Raw genomic sequence first — 20,479 nt, forward strand, 5'->3', positions numbered from 1 at the left:
TATCGGGTGACATCACATGAGCAACAACATCAACGCAGCGCCAGATTTGCTGGAAAGCACTTACCGGAAAATCGCCTGGCGCCTGATTCCTTTCCTGGTTTTCCTGTTCGTGCTGGCCTGGATAGACCGCGTCAACGTCGGTTTCGCGAAGCTGCAGATGCTGCAGGACCTGCAGTTCAGCGAGGCGATCTATGGGCTGGGCGCAGGCATCTTCTTCGTCGGCTATTTCCTGTTCGAGGTGCCGAGCAACCTGCTGCTGGAAAAAATCGGCGCCCGCAAGACCCTGGCGCGCATCACCATCCTGTGGGGGCTGACCTCGATGGCGATGGTGTATGTGAAAACGCCCGCCATGTTTTATATCATCCGCTTTTTCCTGGGCGTGTTCGAAGCCGGCTTCTTCCCCGGCGTGGTGCTGTACCTGACCTACTGGTTCCCGGCCGAGCGGCGCGCTCGCGTCAACGGCTTGTTCATGACCTCGTTCGCGATCGCCGGCGTGGTCGGCGGACCGATTGCCGGCTTCATCATGAGCGCCATGGACGGCGTCGGCCATTTCGCCAACTGGCAATGGCTGTTCCTGCTGGAAGGGATTCCTTCGGTGCTGGCCGGCATCCTGGTGCTGATCTACCTGCCGGAAAGACCGCTCAACGCCAAGTGGCTGCTGGCTGCCGAACAGCAGGCGGTGACCAGGGCGCTGGCGGCGGAGAACCATGGCAACAAACATGCTTCGCTGCGCGATGCCTGCCGCAATTCGCGGGTCTGGATCTGCGCCGCCGTGTATTTTTGCGTAGTCAGCGGCAATGCCACGATTGCTTTCTGGTCGCCGTCCATCATCAAGGAAATCGGCGTGGCCGGCAACCTGCAGATCGGCCTGATCTCGGCCATTCCTTTCCTGGCCGGCACCATCGCCATGGTATGGAACGGCATCCATTCCGACAAGAGCGGCGAGCGGCGCCTGCATTGCGCCATCGCCACGCTGGTGGCCAGCATCGGTCTGATATTGACCGGCTTCTTCCTCGGCAATGCGGTGCTGGCGCTGTGCGCCTTGACGCTGGCGGCGATCGGCATTCTGGCGGCGTTCCCGGTGTTCTGGTCGATCCCGGCGGCGTTCCTGACCGGCACCGCGGCTGCCGGCGGCATCGCGCTGATCAACTCGATCGGCAACCTGGCCGGCTTCGCCGCGCCCTACATGATCGGCTCGCTCAAGACCAGCACCGGCAGCTTGTCGGCCGGCCTGTACTTTGTCGCCGGGCTGGAATTTACGGCGACGGTGCTGGTCTTGCTGTTCATTAAAAAAGTCCGCTAATTCTGCTGTCCTGTTTTACTGGGCGGTTTGCCGGCCGGATCCGTCACGTCCCATTTCTTTAACGCTGGAATCATCATGCATATTTCTTTTCAGGTAGACACCGAACAAGGCCCGCGCCAACTCGACACCGCCATCCACACCCTGATCGTCGCCGGCTGGGCCGGGCGCGATCACGCCGCCATCGAACACCATATCGAAGAACTGGCCGCGCTCGGCATCTCGCGCCCGAGCGCGGTGCCGCTGTATTACCGCATCGCCAGCAACCAGCTGACGCAGGCGTCGCAGGTGCAGGTGGTCGGACCGGATTCTTCCGGCGAGGTGGAAACCTTTGTCTTCGCCGCCGGCGGCGAGCTGTATGTCAGCATCGCCTCCGACCATACCGACCGCAAGCTGGAAGCGCATAGCGTGGCGCTGTCGAAACAGGCGTGCGTCAAGCCGGTGGCAAGCCGCGCCTGGCGCCTGGCCGAGGTGGCCGACTACTGGGATGAGCTGGTGATCCGTTCCTATATCGAGGAAAACGGCGCCCGGCTGCTGTACCAGGAAGGCGCGCTGGCTTCGCTACGCACGCCGCAAGACCTGATCGCCGGCTATACCAACGGCGCAACCATCCTGCCGGAAGGCAGCGGCATGACTTGCGGCACCGTGGCGGCAATCGGCGGCATCCGGCCGGCGCATTCATTTACAATGGAATTGTTCGATCCGCGCCGGCAACGCACGCTGCGCCATCACTACACGGTGGAAGTGCTGCCTGAAGTCGCCTGAATCCAGCACTGCCTTTACTTCATTTGCGAGAATGTATGACTGACACCCTCCCTACCCTGCACAGCTTATCCGAGGCCCTGCGCCAGCACCGCACCAGCTCGGCCGCGCTCATCGAAGCAGCGCTGACGCGCGCGCTGGATCCGGCCGGCGAAGGCCGCCGTGTTTTCACCGAATTGTATGCCGCGCCCGCAAGGGCAGCGGCGCAAGCCTCCGACCTGTTGCGCGCCAGCGGCCAGCCGCGTTCGCCGATAGAGGGCTTACCGATTTCGGTCAAGGATTTGTTCGATGTCGCCGGCAGCGTGACCCGCGCCGCCTCGGTAGTGTTGGACGATGCGGCACCGGCCAGCGTCAACGCCGTGGCGGTGCAGCGCCTGCTGGCGGCGGGCGCGGTGATCGTCGGCCGCACCAACATGACGGAATTCGCCTACTCCGGCCTCGGCATCAATCCGCATTACGGCACCCCGCGCAATCCCTGGGACCGCGCCAATGCGAGGATTCCCGGCGGTTCCTCCTCCGGCGCCGCGGTTTCGGTGAGCGACGGCATGGCGGTGGCCGCCATCGGTTCCGATACCGGTGGCTCGGTGCGCATCCCGGCGGCGCTGTGCGGTCTGACCGGCTTCAAGCCGACCGCGCGCCGCGTCCCGCTGGAAGGTACGCTGCCGCTGTCGGTGCAACTCGATTCTCTTGGTCCGATCGCCGCCAGCGTCAGCTGCTGCGTGGTGCTCGATGCCATCCTGGCCGGCGAGCCAGTGCCGAGCTTGACGCCCTTCCCGCTGCGCGGCCTGCGCCTGGCGCTGCCGACCACGCTGGTGCTGGACGGGGTCGATCAGCAGGTAGCCGCGGCGTTCGCCCGCGCCCGCGCCCAGCTGCAAGCGGCCGGCGCCCTGGTCGACGAAGTTGAGATTCCGGAATTTTCGACCGCCGCAACGATCAATGCCAAAGGCGGCTTCACTGCTGCCGAAGCCTATGCCTGGCACCGCAAGCTGATCGCCGAGCGTGGCGCCAGCTACGACCCGCGCGTGATTTCGCGCATCCGGCGCGGCCAGGAAATCAGCGCAGCAGATCTGCTCGACCTGTTCGCGGCGCGCAAGCAATGGATCGCTGCGGTTGAACAACGCATCGCCGGCTACGACGCCATGCTGATGCCGACCGTGCCTATCGTCGCGCCTCCGATTGCGGCGCTGGAATCCAGCGATGAAGCCTATTTCGCCGCCAACGGCATGATCCTGCGCAATCCGGCGCTGATCAATTTCCTGGACGGCTGCGCCTTGTCGCTGCCTTGCCATGCGGCCGGTGAAGCGCCGGTCGGGCTGATGCTGGCCGGTGCTGGCGGCCAGGACAGGAAGATTCTGGAGATCGGCTTGGCGGTGGAAGCTCTGTTGCGCAATCATTAAATGAAGAGAGTCATGCGGGGTCAGAGTTTTTTTACGACGGCTGTATCGTCGTAAATTACTCTGACCCCACATGACGGATTCGGAGAAAGATTCGGCGCACTACATGGTTTTGTTTTATCTAACGACGAGGCATGCATTCCGTAGTGCCGCTAAGTGGGGTCAGAGTGAAGTTTCTGCAAAAAACGCAGAAAATTCACTCTGACCCCAGTTAGCTGCGTACGTTAAGCGCGACAAAAACCAGGTTGCGATTCTGCCGCTCTTTATGAAATTCTCAGTGATCAACCGCCAGCCTGGCCGCCTGCAGCACTTCGCCGCTGTTCGTATTCTGGACGAAGGCGACAACGCCGAAGTGGTCGGCGCGCAGGTCGGGGGCGATGCTGTCGAGCGCGATCTTTTCATGGATCTGCACCATGCCGTTCTTCAGCGCGAACGGGCCCAGCCAGCGCCGCACTACATAGTCGTGATGCAGGGTGACGCCGCCGTTCTCGCCGGCCGCCACATTCGAGACCAGCTTGTTTTCATAGACGGCGATATAGGCGTCGTGGGCGTCCTTGGATTCCTGGCGCAGCTTGACGCTGGTCGCCAGCTCGAAGCTGCGCGGCGCGGTGCCGGACAGCTTGATCGCAATATCCGCCGGCGATGGCTGTGCCGTGATCTTGGCGATGGCGGCGTCAAACGCGCTGCCGGAGCTCCAGCGCCGCAGTTCGCGGCCGCCGGCAAAGACTTCCGGGGTATACACCAGGGTGGTGTTGGCGTAACCGGCCAGTTGCTGCTGGCGGGCGGTGAAACGATGATCGCCGAAGCGGTCCTTCCAGCCGAGCTGGTCCCAGTAGTCGACGTGCAAGGCCAGCGGCACCACGCGCTCCGCCGTGACTTGCGCACCCAGCCAGGACAGCCACTTATCGGCCGGCGGGCAGCTGCTGCAGCCTTCGCTGGAATACAGCTCGACCAGCGCCACCCGGTTGGCCGGGCTCTGCGTCATATAGTCGGCGGCGTGAACGCTCGCGGACAGTCCGAACGCAAGCGCGCCCAGAGCAAAAGTTTTAGTAAGGTTGATAATAATAGGCACCTGAGTCTCCTGGCTGGTCATGTGAAGCTTGGTCGTAGCACGCGTCACTTCCTTACAAATCCGCCCGGCCTCAGGTCCATCCCTATGGCGCCCGATACAGGTTGATCACGTCCCGCTCCACCCGCACCAGGTTCTGCCCGGCATCGACGACGAATTCCGCGCCGTTGAAAGATTGCCTCGTCAACAACAAGATGGCGTCGGCGATTTCCGTGGTCGGCGCGATATAGCCTAGCGGCGTCGAGCGGGCCGAGGAATACTCGAAATCGGCCTGGGTCTGGTCGCCGCTGGGCGTCATCAGGCCAGGATACAGCGCATTCACGCGCAGCACCGGCGCCGCCGACATGGCCAGCATCGCAGTCAGGTTGCCGAGCGCCGCCTTGGCCACCGTGTAGCTGAAATCCTCCGGATGAAAATTCGCCTTCACCTTCTGGTCCACCACATTGATCACCACGCCCTGCTGGCCGCGCTGCGCCGCTTGCCGATGAAAAGCCTGGGTCAGCAGCAGCGGCGCGCGGCAGTTGACTTGCCAGGAGCGCTCCAGGTCATCCAGCGCAAAATCCGCCAGCGTGTCGGGGAAAAAAATCGCCGCGCAGTTGACCAGCACGTCGAGCCGGCCGAAGCGGGCGTAGGCGGCGTCGATCATCGCCGTCAATTGCTGCGGCGACTGCAGGTCGGCCTGGTGGGCGACGGCAACCCCGCCTCCGGCTTCAATTTCCTGCACGGTTTGCAGCGCATCCTGCTGCGAGCCGCCGTAGTGCACCACCACGGCATAGCCGGCGGCGGCGAAGCGCTCGGCGACGGCCCGCCCGACCCGCTTGGCGGCGCCGGTGATCAGCGCCACCGGCTGCTGCGTAGCCGGCGTGCTCAATGCTTGGCGGCAGCGCCGGCGCTGCTATCCATGAATTGCGCCAGGCGCAGGTCGAGATCGGTGACGCCGTTGGCGTCGTGCGTGGTCAGCAGCACCTCGACGCGGTTATATACGTTGGACCACTCTGGATGATGATCCATTTTCTCGGCCAGCAAGGCGACCCGGGTCATGAACCCGAAGGCAGCGTTGAAATCGGCAAACTTGAAAGTCTTGTGAATCGCGTCGCGGCCTTCGACTGCAGTCCACGTGGTCAGGGTCTGCAGGGCGGCGGCGGCGCCGATGTGGTTGGAATGAGGCATGGGAGTATCCGTTCGTGAAAACTCCAATTCTATAACCGGAAGCGCCCAGCTGCGCGTTTTTGCACGGCCGGAAGCCTCATGCTTGCCGATTCATTGCCGCGCAGCTAGCGTGCGGTCGAAAAAATCGACGATTTCGGCGTTCAGCTTGGCGTGCAGGGCCACTCTGTCTATGGCGGCTCCGTCCGCCCCGGGCACATCGATGCAAATCGCCGGAACGGCTGCTTTCAAGGCATCGCTGCAAGGCCCGAGAAACACATAGTGGCCGCCCGGTACTTCGCCATGCTCGACGCTGGCCGGCAGCAGGCTCAGCAGATGATCGGTATTCCAGCGATTGCGCAGGACCTGGTCGTTGCTGGCCTTGTAGATGCGCAGCGGAATCGTGACGCCGGCCACGCCCTTGGCGTCGAACATGACGCTGAACGGCGCCATGGCGACCGCCGCACGGACTCTTTTATCCACCGGCAAGGCCCAGCCCGGCCGCGTCGCCACGGTCTTTTGCTGCGCGCTGGCGTCGCATAACTCGTGGTCGTCCGCGTGCGCCAGGCAATACGCCGTAATCAAGGACAAATCGGGCTTGGCGCCGGCCATGACCAGGGTGGTGTAGCCGCCGGCGGAAAAGCCCGCCATGCCGATGCGGCCGGCGTCAATCGCCGCGGCCAGGCGCGGGTCCGCCAGCACGGCATCGAGCGTGGCCACGGCTTGCCACGGACGGCCTATCATCTGCAGGTCGGTGCCGCGTCCTTGCGGCTGGTCATGACTGTCGCCTAGATGGCGCGGCGCCGCCACGATATAGCCATGCCGGGCCAGGGTTTCGGCCAGGTCGGCATGGCCGAATTCGCCGCCGCCGCTGCCGTGCGAGATGATCACCAAGGGATGCAAACCAGGGGTCGGCGGCGCACCGCGGGTGGCATGGATCAGATAGGGACCGGCATACCACTCGGTCTGCGCCGCGCTGGTGGGATACCAGACTGCGACGGGCACCACATATTCGCCGCCGGTGCTGAGGCTGAGCATGCCGACATTGCTTGTTCCATCAGCGGCCAGCGCCTGTTGCGCCAAGGCGCTGCACAGCGCCATCCAGATCCACATCGCTGCACGTATAAAGGGCATGACATCTCTCCTAAAGGTGAAAACGGCTGCTCACAGCCGGGAATGAAGGCGATTGTAGGCGGCGGCCGCTGTTCGCACCTGACTGGGATTGCTTATTTGCATTAAAAATACGCTGCCCAGCCACTTGATCTGTGGCGCCGGAAGATCAACAATTGTGTCTGCCGTCATTTTTTTGCCGGCTTGTCAACCGCGCGCCCGGCGCCTGACGTTAATGAACTCAGAATCAAGCTGAAACGGCGTAATCGCTGCCATCCACCACGAATAGGGGAACACCATGAAAACGAAAAGCATTGCTGTCATGTTATGCGCGCTTGCACTGGCAGGCACCACCGGCGCCGCCAGCGCCAAAGGCTGCCTGAAAGGCGCTGCGGTAGGCGGCGTGGCGGGCCACTATGCCGGCCATCATGCTGTGGTCGGCGCCATCGGCGGCTGCGTGGTCGGACGTCACCTGGCGAATAAAAAGGCGGCCGACCAGGCTGCGGCGGCACATGCGGCAGCCCCTGCTGCGCAGCCGGCCCCAGCCAAGTAAGCAACCGTCTGGCAGCAAGCCCGCGCCGAACTTGTTTCGCGCGGGCTTGTTTTTTTAGCGCCTGCAGTAAAGCGAGCTTGTCGGCATAATGATCGTCCCTGCACCTACTTCGGGCCACATGAAATTCCTCGCCATCTGCGGCAGCCTGCGCGCTGCCTCGCATAACTCCGCACTGCTGCGCGCCATGGCCCGCCTGGCGCCGGCCGCAACCAGCATTGAGCTGTACCCCGGCCTGGGCGATCTGCCGCTGTTCAATCCAGACATCGAAGCCAGCGATCCGGCGCCGGTGGCCGAGCTGCGCGCCCGCATCATCGCCGCCGACGCCCTGCTGATCGCCAGCCCTGAATATGCGCACGGTATCACCGGCGCGATGAAAAATGCGCTGGACTGGATGGTCGGTTGCGAAGCTTTCGTGCACAAGCCGGTGGCGTTGCTCAACGCTTCGCCGCGGGCAACGCATGCACAGGCATCGCTCAGAGAAATAGTGACGATGATGTCGGCGCAGATCGTCGAAGAGGCCTCGATCGCCGTGCCGGTCCTGGGCTCAGGACTGAGCGAAGAACAGATTGCCGCCCATCCGGAAATTTCCGCAGCGCTGTGTGCCGCGTTGGAGGCGTTGCGTGCCAGTGTGACCGCCAGCGGCGCAAAACGCCCGTAGTTTTTACCTTGCATGATTCACCATCGCCGATGCCTGGCGCCATCGCTTCATAAGGAAACCAAGCTATGCCATATGTAAATATTCAAATCACCAAGGGCGCCAGCCGCCAGCAGAAGGAAGAACTGGTCAAGGACGTCACCGCTTCGCTGGTGCGCGTGCTGGGTAAAAAGCCCGAGCAGACCCATATCGTGATCCAGGAAATCAACGAGGACAACTGGGGCTTCGGCGGCATGCTGTCCGACGACTACAAGAAACTGCACGGCTGACGCTGCAGCGGCATCCCGGGCCGCCGGGACAGCGCCCTGCCGGTCTAGCGGAACGCCAGCAGCAAGGCCAGCGCAAGCGCGGCCGGCAATGCTTGAATGAACAGGATCTTGCGGCCCACCGTGATGGCGCCGAAGATGCCGGCGACGATCACGCAGGCGAGGAAAAAAATCTTGATCGACAAGCCAGCTTCGCCCAGGCAGATGCCCCACGCCAGGCCCGCGGCCAGGAAGCCGTTGTACAGGCCCTGGTTGGCGGCCAGCGCCTTGGACGCGGAAGCGAACTCTGGCGTCAACTTGAAAGTCTTGCGGCCGAACGGCTTATCCCACAAGAACATTTCGAGCACCAGGAAATACACGTGCAGTAAAGCGACCAAGGCGATCAGCAGGTTGGCGACAGTATTCAAGACAAGCTCCCTATTATTGATATTTAATATTTAATATTTAATATTTAATATTTGATATTTGATTTATTGATGGCGCGCAGCCGCAGGCCGGCGGACCGGCAAGCTGCGGCTGCCGGATTTCCCCTGCGCTCATCCACTCAGGATTTCGCTGCCGCCTGGCTGGCGAGCTGCGCCGACAGCTCGGCATCCAGGGCCGTCACCCGCTGCACCGCCGGGCGGGCATTGATCCGGTCGATATAGGCCTGGATCACCGGCGACATCGGCACTATCTGGAAACCGGTGGTCCAGGTCAGCGCCGTGCCCCACAGGACATCGGCGGCGCTGAACTTCTCGCCCAGCATGTACGGCCCCTTCTGCAGCTGGTCGGTGAGCGTCTTCAGCATGGTGTCGAAATCGCCGTAGGGGCAGGTCGACGGCGATGCCGGCGGATTCTTCTGCGCGCGGTCGACCACCGCCGGCTCGAAACAGGAACCGTAGTAGACCATCCAGCGCAGGTAAGGGCCGCGCAGGGGATCGTCGAGCGCCGGCGCCAAGCCCTTGTCCATGTAGAGATCCGCCAGGTACAGGAAGACCGCGCCTTGTTCCGTGATGAGGGCGTCGCCATGCTTGATCGCCGGCACCTTCCCCATCGGATTGATCGCCAGGTAGGCGGCGCTGCGCTGCTCGCCGGCCTTCATGTTGAGGGCATGCAGCTCATAGTCTGCGCCCAGCTCTTCCAGCAGGATACGGGTGCCCTTGGAGCGGGTGTTCGGGCAATGAAAAAACGTGATGCGGCGAGTCTCTGTCATGGCGCTTTCCTTTTGATTTTAAGCAGCGTTTGGAACGCTCAATATATATCAAGGAACAGTGACACATTAAGAAACAAATCCTTCTTATTTTCCCGCGGCGGTAGTCGAAATCCTCTATTTGCATGCAGGAAAAGCCATTCGGTTAGCTTAATGGCAAGTTGCTCGCAGTGGTTTCCGGCGCTTTCAGCCGCTTCGTAAATTCCCATTTCTCATAGGTAAATCACATCACAGCCGGCGCCGATAGTATGCCTTCCTGCTCGCCTGCTCCCCTGTAAATGAGCGGTGAAAAGTGTAAGTAAATGCACAGGACACATTTTTCCGAACCTGGCTTCGTACAATCGTTGGCACTGAACTCATTCAGGAGCGCATATGAAACAGCAACTCAGCATCGCAGCGATCATCGCCGGACGTTTTTCGTCTTTCGTGAACCCGCTGCAAAAAAGCCAGGGCGGGCCTACCCCGGCCGGTCCCAACGTCATTCTCAAGAATCCGCCGCCGCCAGCCAAGCAGGAAGCCGAGCCGCACGCGCGCGCCGGACTGGTATGGAGCCCTGGTTTCTGGGATTACGTCGATGGCTGGTATGTATGGGAAGCCGGCCACTGGGAACTGGCGCGCACCGACCAGCATTACCTGAAGCCGGGCTGGCACAAAGTCATCCATGGCTGGAAGCTGCAACGCGGCGAATGGCGCGCGATAACGGCGAGCTTTATCCGCAACGGCGCGAAGACCAAGGAACAGGAAGACAAGCCGGACCAGCAGTACGATCCACTGGCAGCATTCCGCTAGAACGAGGCAACCCCGCAGCACGGTCCGTCTTTACAAAAATCGCCACGCCACGCTGTGGCGATTTTTTTTTGCTTGAAAAATATCCTACCCCGCCCGTTTCAGCAGCCCATGCGAGCGGCTGCGTTCCTGGCAGCGGAAGCAGATCCAGCGCCGGGATTTGTTGCGCATCACGAAATCGCCCTCGGCTACCGCCACTTCGCCCTGATGGTGCGAACAATAGCGTTTGCCGGTCACGTTTGCGGTGGCCTGGGTAACCAGCGCCAGCCGGTCTTGTCGCTGCAGATATGCGGTCATTGCTGATTCTTCCTTCTACAAATGCGCGCCTGCTTCAGACCTTCCGAATGCAAGCCTGGTATGGCTATTTTCCAAACGGATTGATATTGACGGCATCTTTCGGCTGCACCGCTGCCGCGCCCGGAGCGCTGACCTTGTCCTGGGCCGCGACGACGCTATGCTTTGCCGCGCTCGGATCGTCAGCTGCCAACACGGCATAGATGCTGCCCAGACCCAATGCAAGCGCCGCGGCAAGCCAGGCCAGATTCGATTTATTCATCTCGCTTCTCCGTACGCCATCGCAATTCTGTCAAACCGCCTTTTTCCGATCCATCTATCGCTGCTGCGTCGCCGCTGCGGACCGGGATGGCCGCAGCGGCGATGTCCTGCTCAACTTCTATAAAAAAGCCGGATAAGCGCTTTGCCGATCAACGCGCAAAATCCGCAGTCTTCTTGACGAAGGCATTCAGGTTGGCGATGTTCAAGCTGCCGAAACCTGTGGTTGCATCCCAGCCCTTGGCGGCTTTGTAGCCGTAGGAGCTGCTGGCGCCGTTGGTGCCCGAAATGACGTCGTGCAGCAGCGCAGCATTGGCAGCCAGTGGGAAATACTTGTAGAAGCTGGCTGCCGGGAAGCCCAGGCCGTTGGCGTTAGCCGATTGCAAGCGCGCCCAGACACCGGTGAAGATCGGCGCCGCCAGGCTGGTGCCGCCTACCGTGCCGGTCTGGCCGTTGTAGTAGATGGTGGCGCCGCTGGCGCTGGCGGCATCAAAGGCGATGTCGGGCAAGCCGCGGGTCGTCTTGCCGGCGGTGACCACGCCCTTCTGGTAGCTAGGTATCGCTTCGTACTTGCTGAAGCCGCCGCCGGTTGCCCACAGACGCTTGGTGGGATCGGAATCGCCCTGGGCATCATAGACGCCGATGGCGCTCAGGCCTTCGTTCCACACGGTTTCGCTGCTGTAGGCGCCGGCATTGGTGTACAAGGTGGTGCCGCCGACGGCGATCACGTAGGGCGAGCTGGCCGGTTCGCTGACGTCATAAGTCGACTTGTTTGTCGGTACGCCAGGCGCACCGGAAATCGAACTGGTCTGGCAGTTGTAGGTGCCGGCGTCGCCTGTCGAAATCGAGAAGGTCTGGCCTTGCGCTACCGCCTGCTTGAAGACATTGTCGTCGGCTGCCTGGGTGCCGGTGCTGTGCGTATCCGCTTCGCAGCCGCCGAGCGAGACGTTGATGACTTTCGCCAGGTTGTCAGTCACTGCCTTGTTATAGGAAGTGGTGATGCTGCTGAACTGCATGTCTGGCGACGCGTAGAAAATCAGTTTCTTGACGCCGCCGGAAGTGCCGGTGATGGTCTGGCTGTCCAGGTTCCATTCAACCTGGCCGGAAGTATCGCTGTAGTCGCTGCCGGCAGGACCGGTCTGCACCACCGCTGTGTTGACGGTTGCCAGGCCCTTGGCGGTAGTGAACGCCTTCAGGTCGGCAATGGTCGGTGAGATATCCCCTTCGGAGATGATGCCGACGGTGGTGTTGGAAGCAGTAGGCGTGCTGCCGGCGTTGTAGATCGCAGGGAATTGCGCAGGGCTGTGCGGTGTCGCCACCGGCGTTGCCGCTGGCGTGACCTTCGCTTGCAGCGCGCTGCCTGGCGCGGCATCCAGCACGAAGCGGTGATGGGTCTGCGCCAGCGCGACGTTTTGCAAGCCCAGCACCGAACCGACGATGTTGCTCAGGGCGGCAGGCACTTGTGCAGCGTCGGTATTGGCGAAGACATTGCGGCCGTCTTGCTGGAAGCGTTTCAGCGAGGTGCGGAAACCGGTTTGCACAGTCGCCGCCGTGCCGTCGGCCGACACCAGCTGGCGGTTAGGCGAGACGGTGATGTTGATGAAACCCGATTTGCTCAGATGCGCCACTACCGCAGCCACATCTTTTTCGGTCGGCGCAAACTTTTCAGCGAATTGCGCAGGCGTCAGGAACTTGCCGTAGGAAGCGCTGCCTGGGGTATGCAGGTCTTCCAGGAACTGGTCCAGCTTGGCTTCGTTGCGCAGGTTCAGGCTCAACGTCACATGCACCGGTTCGCCTTGCGCCAGCTGCACGGCCGATTCCGCCGGCGTCGCGACGCTGGCGTCAACCGCCACGCTCTTTTGATTGGCCTGGACCTGAGGCAGGAAAGCCTGGGTCTTGGTGGCTACCCAAGTGCTGTTGTCAGCGACGGCAGCATGAACGGACAAAGATGCAAACACCAGCGACAGCGCTAATGACAATGCCGAAGCCTGGGGAATCTTGAAATTTCCTGCTGGTATTTTCGCTGCTGTGATTCTCGATTTCATACGCTTATTCCTCTTGAATGGAACAAATGAAGGACGCCGCGGCCTTGCAGGGCGATCTGCAATGCGAAGGGTGTTGGCGCTGGAGTCTGCAACGCGGGTAGCGATGCAGCGGATAACGGTACTAGTCCGTTAAGGGGTTGGCGACGGCGTTAACACTGCCTGTGCCGGAAGACGGAGGAAGCTGCGGCGCAAGGAACATGCGACGCGTGTAAAAGCAGGAATTTCAAATTGAGTCTGGCGCAAATCATGGGACTTCCCTCTTGAGGATTAACAGCAGCACCGATTACTCTTTTGGAGCGAGTGCCGTGTAAAAAATCAACGCTATGCATCCTGTTCCAACAACTTCAATATGCTTTTTCGATGAATCAGAATAAATCATTTATTTCTAGGTGGCAATACAGAATAAACTGATATTTTCTTCTATCGAATCGCGTATTTCGTTTGCGTTTTCCGACAGATAAAAATTTTATTCATCGACTGTTTTACATATGTTTAGAACAAGCGGGCGCCGGCAGCGCCAACAGCTGGAAAAAAAACGTTCCGCCCGCGGGGAGCAGGCGGAACAAACGGCGGGAGCACCGAGGATATTGGGCCAAACGCATATCTCGACAAAGACATGCTTGCTGTATTCGTCTCCGTAAAGATCGGCAGGGTTCTTCTCGCACAAGCAGATACCGAGCCAATGATTTACTAATTAATTTTTATCGTTTTTATAAGCGCCGCAGAAACATCAATTGGATATAAAACATCAAATTTCTGCTTCTTGACTATCTTCGGCACTATGAAAAATTGCTTATATACATACAGGTCTGTATAGTTGATGGGACTAATAATATGACAGCCGCAGGCACATGTAAACAGAATTTATTAGAGCCTTTTGTCTGCCTTGGGTCATTTAGTTGGCATCTGATAAAGCGCGAATGTGCACATCGAAATTCAAATGTCAAACGATGCGCCGCATGATTGATGCAGCCGGAATCCGGCTGCAGGATGGGAGATTGCGATGTTATCGCTAACGACAAGCATATTTTCATCCTCCGGAAAACGCCGGCGTCCATTGCGGAAAAGACGAAATTATTCAGTTAAATGCGGCGCGATATCCCGCTCCAGATGTTACATGGCGACGTGCATTTATTTTGCCAGCCGCGCGACAAATATCGAACGCGGCAAGCTCGCCCATAGTGTGGCGGCGACGATCAGCGCGCCGCCGATCCAGGACAAGAGGCTGAGCTGCTCGCCCAGCCAGAAGGCGGCGAACAGCGCGCCGAACACCGGCTCGCTTCCCATCAGCAGAGAAACCCGGGTGGGATCGCTCTGGCGGACGGCGTAGTTTTGCGCAAAGAAGGCAAAGATGGTGCAAAACAAAACCAGGTACAGCGTCGCTATCCAGAAACCGGCAGCACTCGGCAAGGACGGCAGCCCGCCTTGCAGGAACAAGGCGGCAAGCAGCAGGCAGCCAAGCCCGACCACGCCGGATTGCACAGCCGTCAGCGCCAGCGTCGACATGTTCCGGTTTTGCGTCAGGCGCTTGGTCATGCACACCATGAAAGCGCGCAGCACGGCGGCGACCAGCATCAGGCCGTCGCCCAGATTGAATGTCAAACTGCTGCCGTAAGTCAGCAGCCAGGTGCCGAAAAGCGAGACAAACGCCATCAGGAAAGCGCTGCCGCTTGGGCGCCGCGCCATCACCAGCCATTCGACAAGTGGCGTAAATACGACACACAGGCTGATCAGGAAAGCTGCATTGGACGCCTTGGTCAGCGCTACGCCAAAGGTTTCGCATGTCAATATCGCAAGCAAGATCGCCCCTAACGGCAATCCCGCGCGCAAGGCCGCCCTGCCATGCGGCTGCATCAGCTGACGCAGGCTGGGCAGCAATAGCAGAAACGTCATGCCGAAACGCAGCGCCAGCAGGCCCAGCACCGGATAAAAAGCCAGGGCCTGTTTGGCAACACCGTAGCTGCTGCCCCAGACCACTGCGACCAGCAACAGCAGCAAGTCGGCGATCCAGATTTTCTTTGTCGGCGAGGCGGGAGAGGATGACGGCAATGGCATTTACTCTGGCTGGGGCCGGCGGCGGCGGCCGGTGGGACCGGTGGAAAAAAAAGTTCCGTCCGGCGTGGGGGCCGGACGAAACCAAAAGGCAAATCGCCTAGGATAAAACGGCAAGTCAGGAGAATAATCAGCGTACTCTGCGCTAGCGCCTATTATGTTTTACTTGGGCAAATACGATAATCTATCGGCTCGGAACAACACTTGTACCCAACGGGAATAAATGAGCAATCATCGATACATCAAGCTGATGCCGGATATGGCGGTGTTCGTGCGCGTGGTGGAAACCGGCAGTTTCTCCGCCGCGGCGTCGGAGCTGGGCATGACGCCCTCGGCTGTCAGCCGCCAGGTGTCGCGGCTGGAACAGGCCCTGGCGGTCAGGCTGCTGGAGCGCACCACCCGCAAGCTGCGCCTGAGCGAATCCGGCAACGAAGCTTTCCAGCGCTGTCAGGAAATGGTCAACGCCGCCAAGGCGGCGATGGAGGTTGCCGATAAATTCGTCGCGGCGCCGCGCGGCCTGCTGCGGGTCGGCATGCCGAAGGCCTTCGGCAAGGCGGTGGTGGCGCCTCTGGTGCCGGGGTTCCTGGAAAAATATCCGCAAGTCGACATGCAATTGATCCTCAACGATCGCCAGCTGAACCTGCTCGACGACGATGCCGACCTGTTGATCCAGATCACCCGCAATCCGGTTGAAGGACTGGCGGCACGGCCGCTGATGTCGGTGGCGCAGGTGCTGTGCGCGACCCCCGAATACCTGGCGCGGCATGGCACGCCGCGCCAGCCGCAAGACTTGTGCGGCCACAGCTGCCTGTCGCTGGGAGAAAACCCGGGCGACGCCGACTGGCGCTTCCTGCGCAAGGGCGAAGCCACCATCGTCAGGATCAGCGGCCGCTACGTCGTCAACCACAGCGAAGCGCGGCTGCAAGGCGTGCTGCAACACCTGGGGATCGCCTGCCTGCCCTACTTCACGGCGCGCGGCGCGATCGAACAAGGCCTGGTGAAAGTGCTGCTGAGCGAGTGGGAATTCGTCTCCGCCTACCAGGGCACGGCCTACATACAATATCTGCCGACGCGCTATCTGGCCCCCAAGATGCGGGTGTTCATCGATTATCTTGTGCAGCATCTGGCAGCAGACCTGAAGCCGGCGGAACGGCCGCGGCTGGCGGTCAGCACATGACGCTTGCCCATGTGCGCCAGCGGCTGCTGTTGCCGGCCTGCCTGTACGTGCTGAGCGCCACCTGCAGCGCGCAACAGGTCATCGTCGACACCGGCCACACCGCTGAAAGACCCGGCGCCATCGGTCCCGCCGGCAAGCGTGAATTCGATCTCAACCGGCAACTGGCCATCGCCCTGGTCATGGCCTTGCGCACCAAGGGCGTAAGCGCCATCGATGTCGCCGCGGCCGGCGCGCCGGCTTCCCTGCAAGCGCGCACCAAAGACAGCAGCGGCGCCGCGCTGTTCATCTCCATCCACCATGACTCGATGCAGCAAGCCTGGCTCGACGCCGGCAGGAGCCGTGAATTTTCCGGCTATGCGCTGTTCGTTTCCGCCAGCAAGCCGTACTATGGGCGCAGCCTGGATTGCGCCAAAGACATCAGCCGCAATATGCTGGCCATCGGCGAACATCCCTCGCTGTACCACGCCACCCCGATTCGCGGTGAAAACCGGCCCTTGATCGACCGCACCCTGGGGATACACCGCTTTGACGATCTGGTGGTGCTGAAAACCGCGGAATCGCCGGCGCTGCTGATGGAGGCCGGCGTGCTGGCCAATCCCGACGAAGAACCGCGCCTGGCGACCCGGCGGTTTGCCGAGCGCGCCGCCGACGCTATCGCCAGCGGCATCCGCCAGTGCTTGCCGGCGCCGCATTGAGCGGCTGTGCATCAGGCGGCCTCGGCTTCGTCCGCATGGAGCGCATTGAGCGCATCGATCCGGCCAGCCGCCGGCATGTGCGGCTGGCTGAGAAAGCCGAACACCATCGCCGCCGACAGCAGCGTGATCCCGGCCAGGATGTACAGCAGGACATGGAAGGCATCGCCATAGCCCTGAACCAATACCGCCTGGCTGGCTTGCGGCAGCAATTGCAAAGCCTGCGGCATATCGCCCATGGCCAGCCGTTGCGCCGCTTCCGCCATCCGCGGCGGCGCCGAGGGCAGCAAGCCGTGCAGGCGCGCTTGCACCAGCGCGGCAAGGATGGCCGCGACGATGGCCAGCGCTACGCCCTCGCCCGCTACCCGTGTGGTGCTGAAGATGCCGGTAGCCATGCCGGCCCGCTCCTTCGGCACGACGCTGACCGCCAGGCCATCCATCAAACCCCATGGCAGGCTGATGCCGAGCCCTATGGTCAGCATCGGCAGCAACAGTGAAGCCGGCGCCTGTCCTGGACCGATCTGCGCCAGCCACAGCAGGCCGGCGGCGCAGATCAGCAAACCGGCGCCGCAGATCACGCCGGCGGAAATCCAGCGCGCCAGCATGCCGGCGATAAACGGCAGCACCAGCATCGGCGCCGACAGCGCCATCATCATCTGCCCCGCCTGCATCGCGCTGTAGCCTTCGATGCCGATGAAACGCATCGGCAGCAATACCAGCAGCACCACATAGGAATAGGCAGGAGCGGCCGCCAGGAACTGGACGCCGACGAAGCGCGGATAGCGCAACAGCGACAGATCCAGCATCGGCCGCCGCACCCGCTGTTCGATCACGGCAAAGGCGGCCAGCAACAACAGCGAGCCGCCCAGCAGCAGCAAGGTCGGCCGGCTGTTCCAGCCGCCTTCCGGAATACGCAGCACGCCGTAGGTAAACAAGCTCAGGGCGGCGGTAAAGCTGATGGCGCCCGGCCAGTCCAGTCCGCTGGCGCCGGGATCGCGCGACTCCCTGATGCAGCGCAGGCCCGCCGCCAGCGCCAGCGCGGCAAGCGCGGCCACGCCGAGGAAGACGGAACGCCAGCCGAAGCGTTCAACCAGGACGCCGGCCAGCACCGGCCCGAACGCCAGGCCGACGCCGAAAGTGGTGCCGAGCAAGCTGAAGGCGCGGGTGCGGGCATGGCCGTCGAACTCTTGCGCCAGGGTCGCCACGCCGCCCGAAAAAGCGGCAGCGCCGGCCACGCCCTGCAGCGCCCGCAACAGATCCAGCCAGAGGATGTCCGGGGCCCATGCCAGCGCCAGCGAACTCAAGGCAAACGCAGCGACGCCGACGACGAACAAACGCTTGCGGCCGTAACTGTCGGCCAGCGCGCCGGCCGCCATCAGACAGCTGCCGAACGCCAGCATGAAGGCATTGGTGATCCAGTTGAGGGCGATCGGACTGCCGCCCAGCGCCTTGGCGATCGCCGGCATCGCTACCGCAGGACCGGTAAAACTGAGCGGCATCGTCAGTGCCGCCAGGCAGACTGCGCCCAGCGCCAGCAATCGCTGTAGCGGGTGTCGCATGTCGTTGTCGTTCCGGGTATTGCGCATGACGGCTTCCTTTTCCGAGTGAGTGTTTTGAATGATATAGTGGCTTTAATCATGTTTAAATCACTCAAATGTCCGCTATATGCGGACAAAATATCCTCAATGGAGAGCCCACATGGATAGCCTGAGCGGCCTGGCCGCCTTCGTGCAAGCCGCCGAAACCAGCAGCTTCGTGGCGGCCGGCCGCCAGCTCGGCGTATCGGCTTCGGCAATCGGCAAAAGCATTGCGCGGCTGGAGGCGAAACTGGGCGTGCGCCTGTTTCACCGCAGCACACGGCAAATCCGGCTGACCGATGAAGGCGCACTGTTTTTCGAGCGCTGCCGCGGCATCCTGGACGATATCGAAGACGCGCAAAACGAGTTGCTGAAGTCCACCGAAACGCCGCGCGGACGCCTCAAGGTCAGCTTGCCTGCGATCGGCTACCGGCTGCTCAGCAAGCAGCTGTCGGCCTTCATGCAAGCCTATCCGGCAGTCGAACTCGACCTCGACTTCAGCGACCGCATGGTGGATGTCATCGAAGAAGGCTTCGATGCCGTGATCCGCAGCGGCAGCCTGGCCGACTCGCGCCTGATGGCGCGCACCTTGTGGCCGTACAGCTTCATGATCTGCGCCGCGCCCGGCTATCTGCACCGCCGGGGCCAGCCGCAACGGCCGCAAGACCTGCTGCGGCACGCCTGCCTGCGTTATAAATTCCTCTCCAGCAGCAAGCTGCAGGACTGGGCCCTGCGCAGTGAACACGACGCGCCCGAGCTAAGGCTGCCGGCAACCCTGACCTGCAACAACATCGAAGCCCTGCTGGCGGCCACCATCAATGGCCTCGGCCTGGCTTACCTGCCCTCGTTCGTGGTGCAGGAAGCGCTGGCCGACGGCCGCCTGCGCACGGTGCTGGACGACTACGCGATCAGCCATGGCAGCTTCTCGGTGCTATGGCCATCCAGCCGCCACATGCTGCCGCGCTTGCGCGTGTTTGTCGATTTCCTGCATGCCAGCGTGCCAGCCGCTAGCGCTGCCGCGCCACGAAAGCGCGCAAGGCCGGATCGCGGATCTCGAACAGAGTGAAGACGCCAAGCGCATCGAGTGCGGCTATCGCTTCGGTCATATGGACTTCGGCTTCCTGCCGGTCCGCGGCCGAAGCAGCCGGATCGAGAAAAACCCTGGCGTTGGCCAGGAAGGCCCCGACCGTGCCTTTGCGCACGACGGCGCCATTGAATTCACGGCTGTCGAGCTGATCGGGGAGTAGGTCTTGTGCGCGCATGATGTGCTTTCCATTAAGAGAGAGAGCCGTCAGTATGCGAGCCCCTTCCTGGCGCGGCTTGCGAGGTTAAGCCATAATATGTCGCATGCAAGCCAATCCACAGCCCTTGTTGGACGCCGCCCGCAGCAACGCGCAGGACGGGCCTGGCGTCATTGCGGTGACCTGCCGCAGCGATGACTTCCGCACTACGCCGCGCCACAGCCACGCGCGCGGCCAGCTGATCGCCGCCAACAGCGGCCTGCTCACCATAGACACCGACCAGGAACGGCTGGTGGTGCCGCCCAGCCATGCGATCTGGGTACCGCCCGGTCATCCGCACAGCCTGCGCTCGCATGGCCCCTTCGACGGCTGGAGCGTGTATGTAGCTGCCGCGCAGGTTCAGCTGCCGGCGCGCGCCCTGGTGATCCGGGTTTCCGCCCTGTTGCGCGCCGCCGTGCTGCGCGCGGCCGGCTGGTCCGCGGCGCTCCAGCTTGAAGCCGCGCAAGCGCGCGTGCTGGCGGTGATCCTCGATGAGATCGTCGCCCTGCCCGGCGAGAAACTGGCGCTGCCGCTGCCGGCGGAACGCCGCCTGAAAAAAATCGCCCAGGCCATCGCCGACGATCCCGCCGACAACCGCACCCTGCTGCAATGGGCGCAATGGGCAGCCATCGCGCCGCGCACGCTGACGCGCCGCTTCACCGCCGAAACCGGCATGCCCTTGTCCGAGTGGCGCCAGCGCGCCAGGCTGCTGCGCGCGCTGGAACTGCTGGCCGCCGGGAAGCCGGTGACCTGCATCGCGCTTGAGCTGGGCTATGACAGCCTGAGCGCGTTCATCGCCATGTTCCGCCGCGCACTGGGTGTCTCGCCGAGCAGATATCTCTCTGAAAAAGCAGGTTGATTTCCTTTTGCC

The 20,479-nt window shown here is 61.9% G+C and carries 23 protein-coding genes; 11 read left to right on the forward strand and 12 right to left on the reverse strand.

The window, feature by feature from the left end:
- Window positions 1–16 precede the first annotated feature (16 nt).
- The 3 genes from AC07V8_RS19485 to AC07V8_RS19495 all read left to right on the forward strand — a co-directional run bounded on the left by AC07V8_RS19485 (window position 17) and on the right by AC07V8_RS19495 (window position 3,459).
- Window positions 17–1,303: an MFS transporter gene (locus tag AC07V8_RS19485; RefSeq protein WP_494679364.1), complete on the forward strand. Its 1,287-nt coding sequence runs from the start codon at window positions 17–19 to the stop codon at window positions 1,301–1,303.
- Window positions 1,304–1,378: 75 nt separating this feature from the next.
- Window positions 1,379–2,065, forward strand: coding sequence for a DUF2848 domain-containing protein (locus tag AC07V8_RS19490; RefSeq protein WP_494679365.1), 687 nt, complete (start codon window positions 1,379–1,381; stop codon window positions 2,063–2,065).
- Between the two features lie 35 nt (window positions 2,066–2,100).
- On the forward strand, window positions 2,101–3,459 hold the full coding sequence (locus AC07V8_RS19495) for an amidase (protein WP_494679366.1): 1,359 nt from the start codon (window positions 2,101–2,103) through the stop codon (window positions 3,457–3,459).
- A 271-nt stretch (window positions 3,460–3,730) separates the two neighbouring features.
- Here AC07V8_RS19495 and AC07V8_RS19500 read toward each other — a convergent pair whose 3' ends face one another.
- The 4 genes from AC07V8_RS19500 to AC07V8_RS19515 all read right to left on the reverse strand — a co-directional run bounded on the left by AC07V8_RS19500 (window position 3,731) and on the right by AC07V8_RS19515 (window position 6,805).
- Window positions 3,731–4,441 (reverse strand): DUF1223 domain-containing protein, encoded by a 711-nt coding sequence (locus AC07V8_RS19500; RefSeq protein ID WP_494679367.1) that lies wholly within the window; start codon window positions 4,439–4,441, stop codon window positions 3,731–3,733.
- 169 nt (window positions 4,442–4,610) lie between these two features.
- Window positions 4,611–5,396 (reverse strand): SDR family oxidoreductase, encoded by a 786-nt coding sequence (locus tag AC07V8_RS19505; RefSeq protein WP_494679368.1) that lies wholly within the window; start codon window positions 5,394–5,396, stop codon window positions 4,611–4,613.
- On the reverse strand, window positions 5,393–5,695 hold the full coding sequence (locus AC07V8_RS19510) for a 4a-hydroxytetrahydrobiopterin dehydratase (protein ID WP_494679369.1): 303 nt from the start codon (window positions 5,693–5,695) through the stop codon (window positions 5,393–5,395). The genes AC07V8_RS19505 and AC07V8_RS19510 overlap by 4 nt, the downstream gene beginning before the upstream one ends.
- A 90-nt stretch (window positions 5,696–5,785) precedes the next feature.
- Window positions 5,786–6,805, reverse strand: a complete 1,020-nt coding sequence (locus AC07V8_RS19515; protein WP_494679370.1) for an alpha/beta hydrolase family protein — start codon at window positions 6,803–6,805, stop codon at window positions 5,786–5,788.
- A 274-nt stretch (window positions 6,806–7,079) separates the two neighbouring features.
- On the opposite strand from AC07V8_RS19515, the gene AC07V8_RS19520 reads away from it, so the two are divergent.
- From AC07V8_RS19520 to AC07V8_RS19530, 3 genes are all read left to right on the forward strand, one after another.
- Window positions 7,080–7,334, forward strand: a complete 255-nt coding sequence (locus AC07V8_RS19520; protein WP_494679371.1) for a hypothetical protein — start codon at window positions 7,080–7,082, stop codon at window positions 7,332–7,334.
- A gap of 118 nt (window positions 7,335–7,452) precedes the next feature.
- Window positions 7,453–7,992, forward strand: coding sequence for an NADPH-dependent FMN reductase (locus tag AC07V8_RS19525; protein WP_494679372.1), 540 nt, complete (start codon window positions 7,453–7,455; stop codon window positions 7,990–7,992).
- A gap of 65 nt (window positions 7,993–8,057) precedes the next feature.
- A complete protein-coding gene (locus tag AC07V8_RS19530; protein WP_494679373.1) occupies window positions 8,058–8,258 on the forward strand; it encodes a tautomerase family protein in 201 nt (66 codons plus the stop codon).
- A gap of 44 nt (window positions 8,259–8,302) precedes the next feature.
- Here AC07V8_RS19530 and AC07V8_RS19535 read toward each other — a convergent pair whose 3' ends face one another.
- Together AC07V8_RS19535 and AC07V8_RS19540 are read right to left on the reverse strand one after the other, a co-directional pair.
- A complete protein-coding gene (locus AC07V8_RS19535) occupies window positions 8,303–8,662 on the reverse strand; it encodes a DUF1304 domain-containing protein (RefSeq protein ID WP_494679374.1) in 360 nt (119 codons plus the stop codon).
- 137 nt (window positions 8,663–8,799) lie between these two features.
- Window positions 8,800–9,450 carry a glutathione S-transferase family protein gene (locus AC07V8_RS19540; RefSeq protein ID WP_494679375.1) on the reverse strand — a complete coding sequence of 217 codons (651 nt, stop codon included), beginning with the start codon at window positions 9,448–9,450 and terminating at the stop codon, window positions 8,800–8,802.
- A gap of 369 nt (window positions 9,451–9,819) precedes the next feature.
- Here AC07V8_RS19540 and AC07V8_RS19545 point away from each other — a divergent pair, with 369 nt between their 5' ends.
- Window positions 9,820–10,236: a hypothetical protein gene (locus tag AC07V8_RS19545; protein ID WP_494679376.1), complete on the forward strand. Its 417-nt coding sequence runs from the start codon at window positions 9,820–9,822 to the stop codon at window positions 10,234–10,236.
- A gap of 84 nt (window positions 10,237–10,320) precedes the next feature.
- On the opposite strand, the gene AC07V8_RS19550 is transcribed toward AC07V8_RS19545, so the two are convergent.
- The 4 genes from AC07V8_RS19550 to AC07V8_RS19565 all read right to left on the reverse strand — a co-directional run bounded on the left by AC07V8_RS19550 (window position 10,321) and on the right by AC07V8_RS19565 (window position 14,885).
- Window positions 10,321–10,530 carry a hypothetical protein gene (locus tag AC07V8_RS19550; protein WP_098496297.1) on the reverse strand — a complete coding sequence of 70 codons (210 nt, stop codon included), beginning with the start codon at window positions 10,528–10,530 and terminating at the stop codon, window positions 10,321–10,323.
- Window positions 10,531–10,594: 64 nt separating this feature from the next.
- On the reverse strand, window positions 10,595–10,789 hold the full coding sequence (locus tag AC07V8_RS19555; protein WP_494679377.1) for a hypothetical protein: 195 nt from the start codon (window positions 10,787–10,789) through the stop codon (window positions 10,595–10,597).
- 148 nt (window positions 10,790–10,937) lie between these two features.
- A complete protein-coding gene (locus AC07V8_RS19560; RefSeq protein WP_494679378.1) occupies window positions 10,938–12,830 on the reverse strand; it encodes a S53 family peptidase in 1,893 nt (630 codons plus the stop codon).
- A gap of 1,131 nt (window positions 12,831–13,961) precedes the next feature.
- The gene (locus AC07V8_RS19565) at window positions 13,962–14,885 is read right to left on the reverse strand and encodes a DMT family transporter (RefSeq protein ID WP_494679379.1); all 924 of its coding nucleotides are present in this window, start codon (window positions 14,883–14,885) and stop codon (window positions 13,962–13,964) included.
- A gap of 220 nt (window positions 14,886–15,105) precedes the next feature.
- Here AC07V8_RS19565 and AC07V8_RS19570 point away from each other — a divergent pair, with 220 nt between their 5' ends.
- Both AC07V8_RS19570 and AC07V8_RS19575 read left to right on the forward strand, forming a co-directional pair.
- Complete coding sequence (locus tag AC07V8_RS19570; RefSeq protein ID WP_494679380.1) at window positions 15,106–16,059, forward strand: LysR family transcriptional regulator; 954 nt, start codon at window positions 15,106–15,108, stop codon at window positions 16,057–16,059.
- Window positions 16,056–16,754, forward strand: a complete 699-nt coding sequence (locus AC07V8_RS19575; protein WP_494679381.1) for an N-acetylmuramoyl-L-alanine amidase — start codon at window positions 16,056–16,058, stop codon at window positions 16,752–16,754. Before AC07V8_RS19570 ends, AC07V8_RS19575 begins: the two co-directional genes overlap by 4 nt.
- 11 nt (window positions 16,755–16,765) lie before the next feature.
- On the opposite strand, the gene AC07V8_RS19580 is transcribed toward AC07V8_RS19575, so the two are convergent.
- Window positions 16,766–18,337 (reverse strand): MFS transporter, encoded by a 1,572-nt coding sequence (locus tag AC07V8_RS19580; RefSeq protein WP_494679382.1) that lies wholly within the window; start codon window positions 18,335–18,337, stop codon window positions 16,766–16,768.
- Between the two features lie 112 nt (window positions 18,338–18,449).
- Between AC07V8_RS19580 and AC07V8_RS19585 the strand changes: the two genes are divergently transcribed.
- Window positions 18,450–19,394, forward strand: coding sequence for a LysR family transcriptional regulator (locus AC07V8_RS19585; RefSeq protein WP_494679383.1), 945 nt, complete (start codon window positions 18,450–18,452; stop codon window positions 19,392–19,394).
- Here AC07V8_RS19585 and AC07V8_RS19590 read toward each other — a convergent pair.
- Entirely contained in the window at window positions 19,336–19,590 is a 255-nt protein-coding gene (locus tag AC07V8_RS19590; RefSeq protein ID WP_494679384.1) for a hypothetical protein, read from the reverse strand. The genes AC07V8_RS19585 and AC07V8_RS19590 overlap by 59 nt on opposite strands.
- Window positions 19,591–19,675: 85 nt before the next feature.
- Between AC07V8_RS19590 and AC07V8_RS19595 the strand changes: the two genes are divergently transcribed.
- Complete coding sequence (locus AC07V8_RS19595; protein ID WP_494679385.1) at window positions 19,676–20,467, forward strand: AraC family transcriptional regulator; 792 nt, start codon at window positions 19,676–19,678, stop codon at window positions 20,465–20,467.
- Window positions 20,468–20,479 lie beyond the last annotated feature (12 nt).

It is taken from the genome of Collimonas sp. GW821-FHT02H07, from assembly GCF_059421505.1.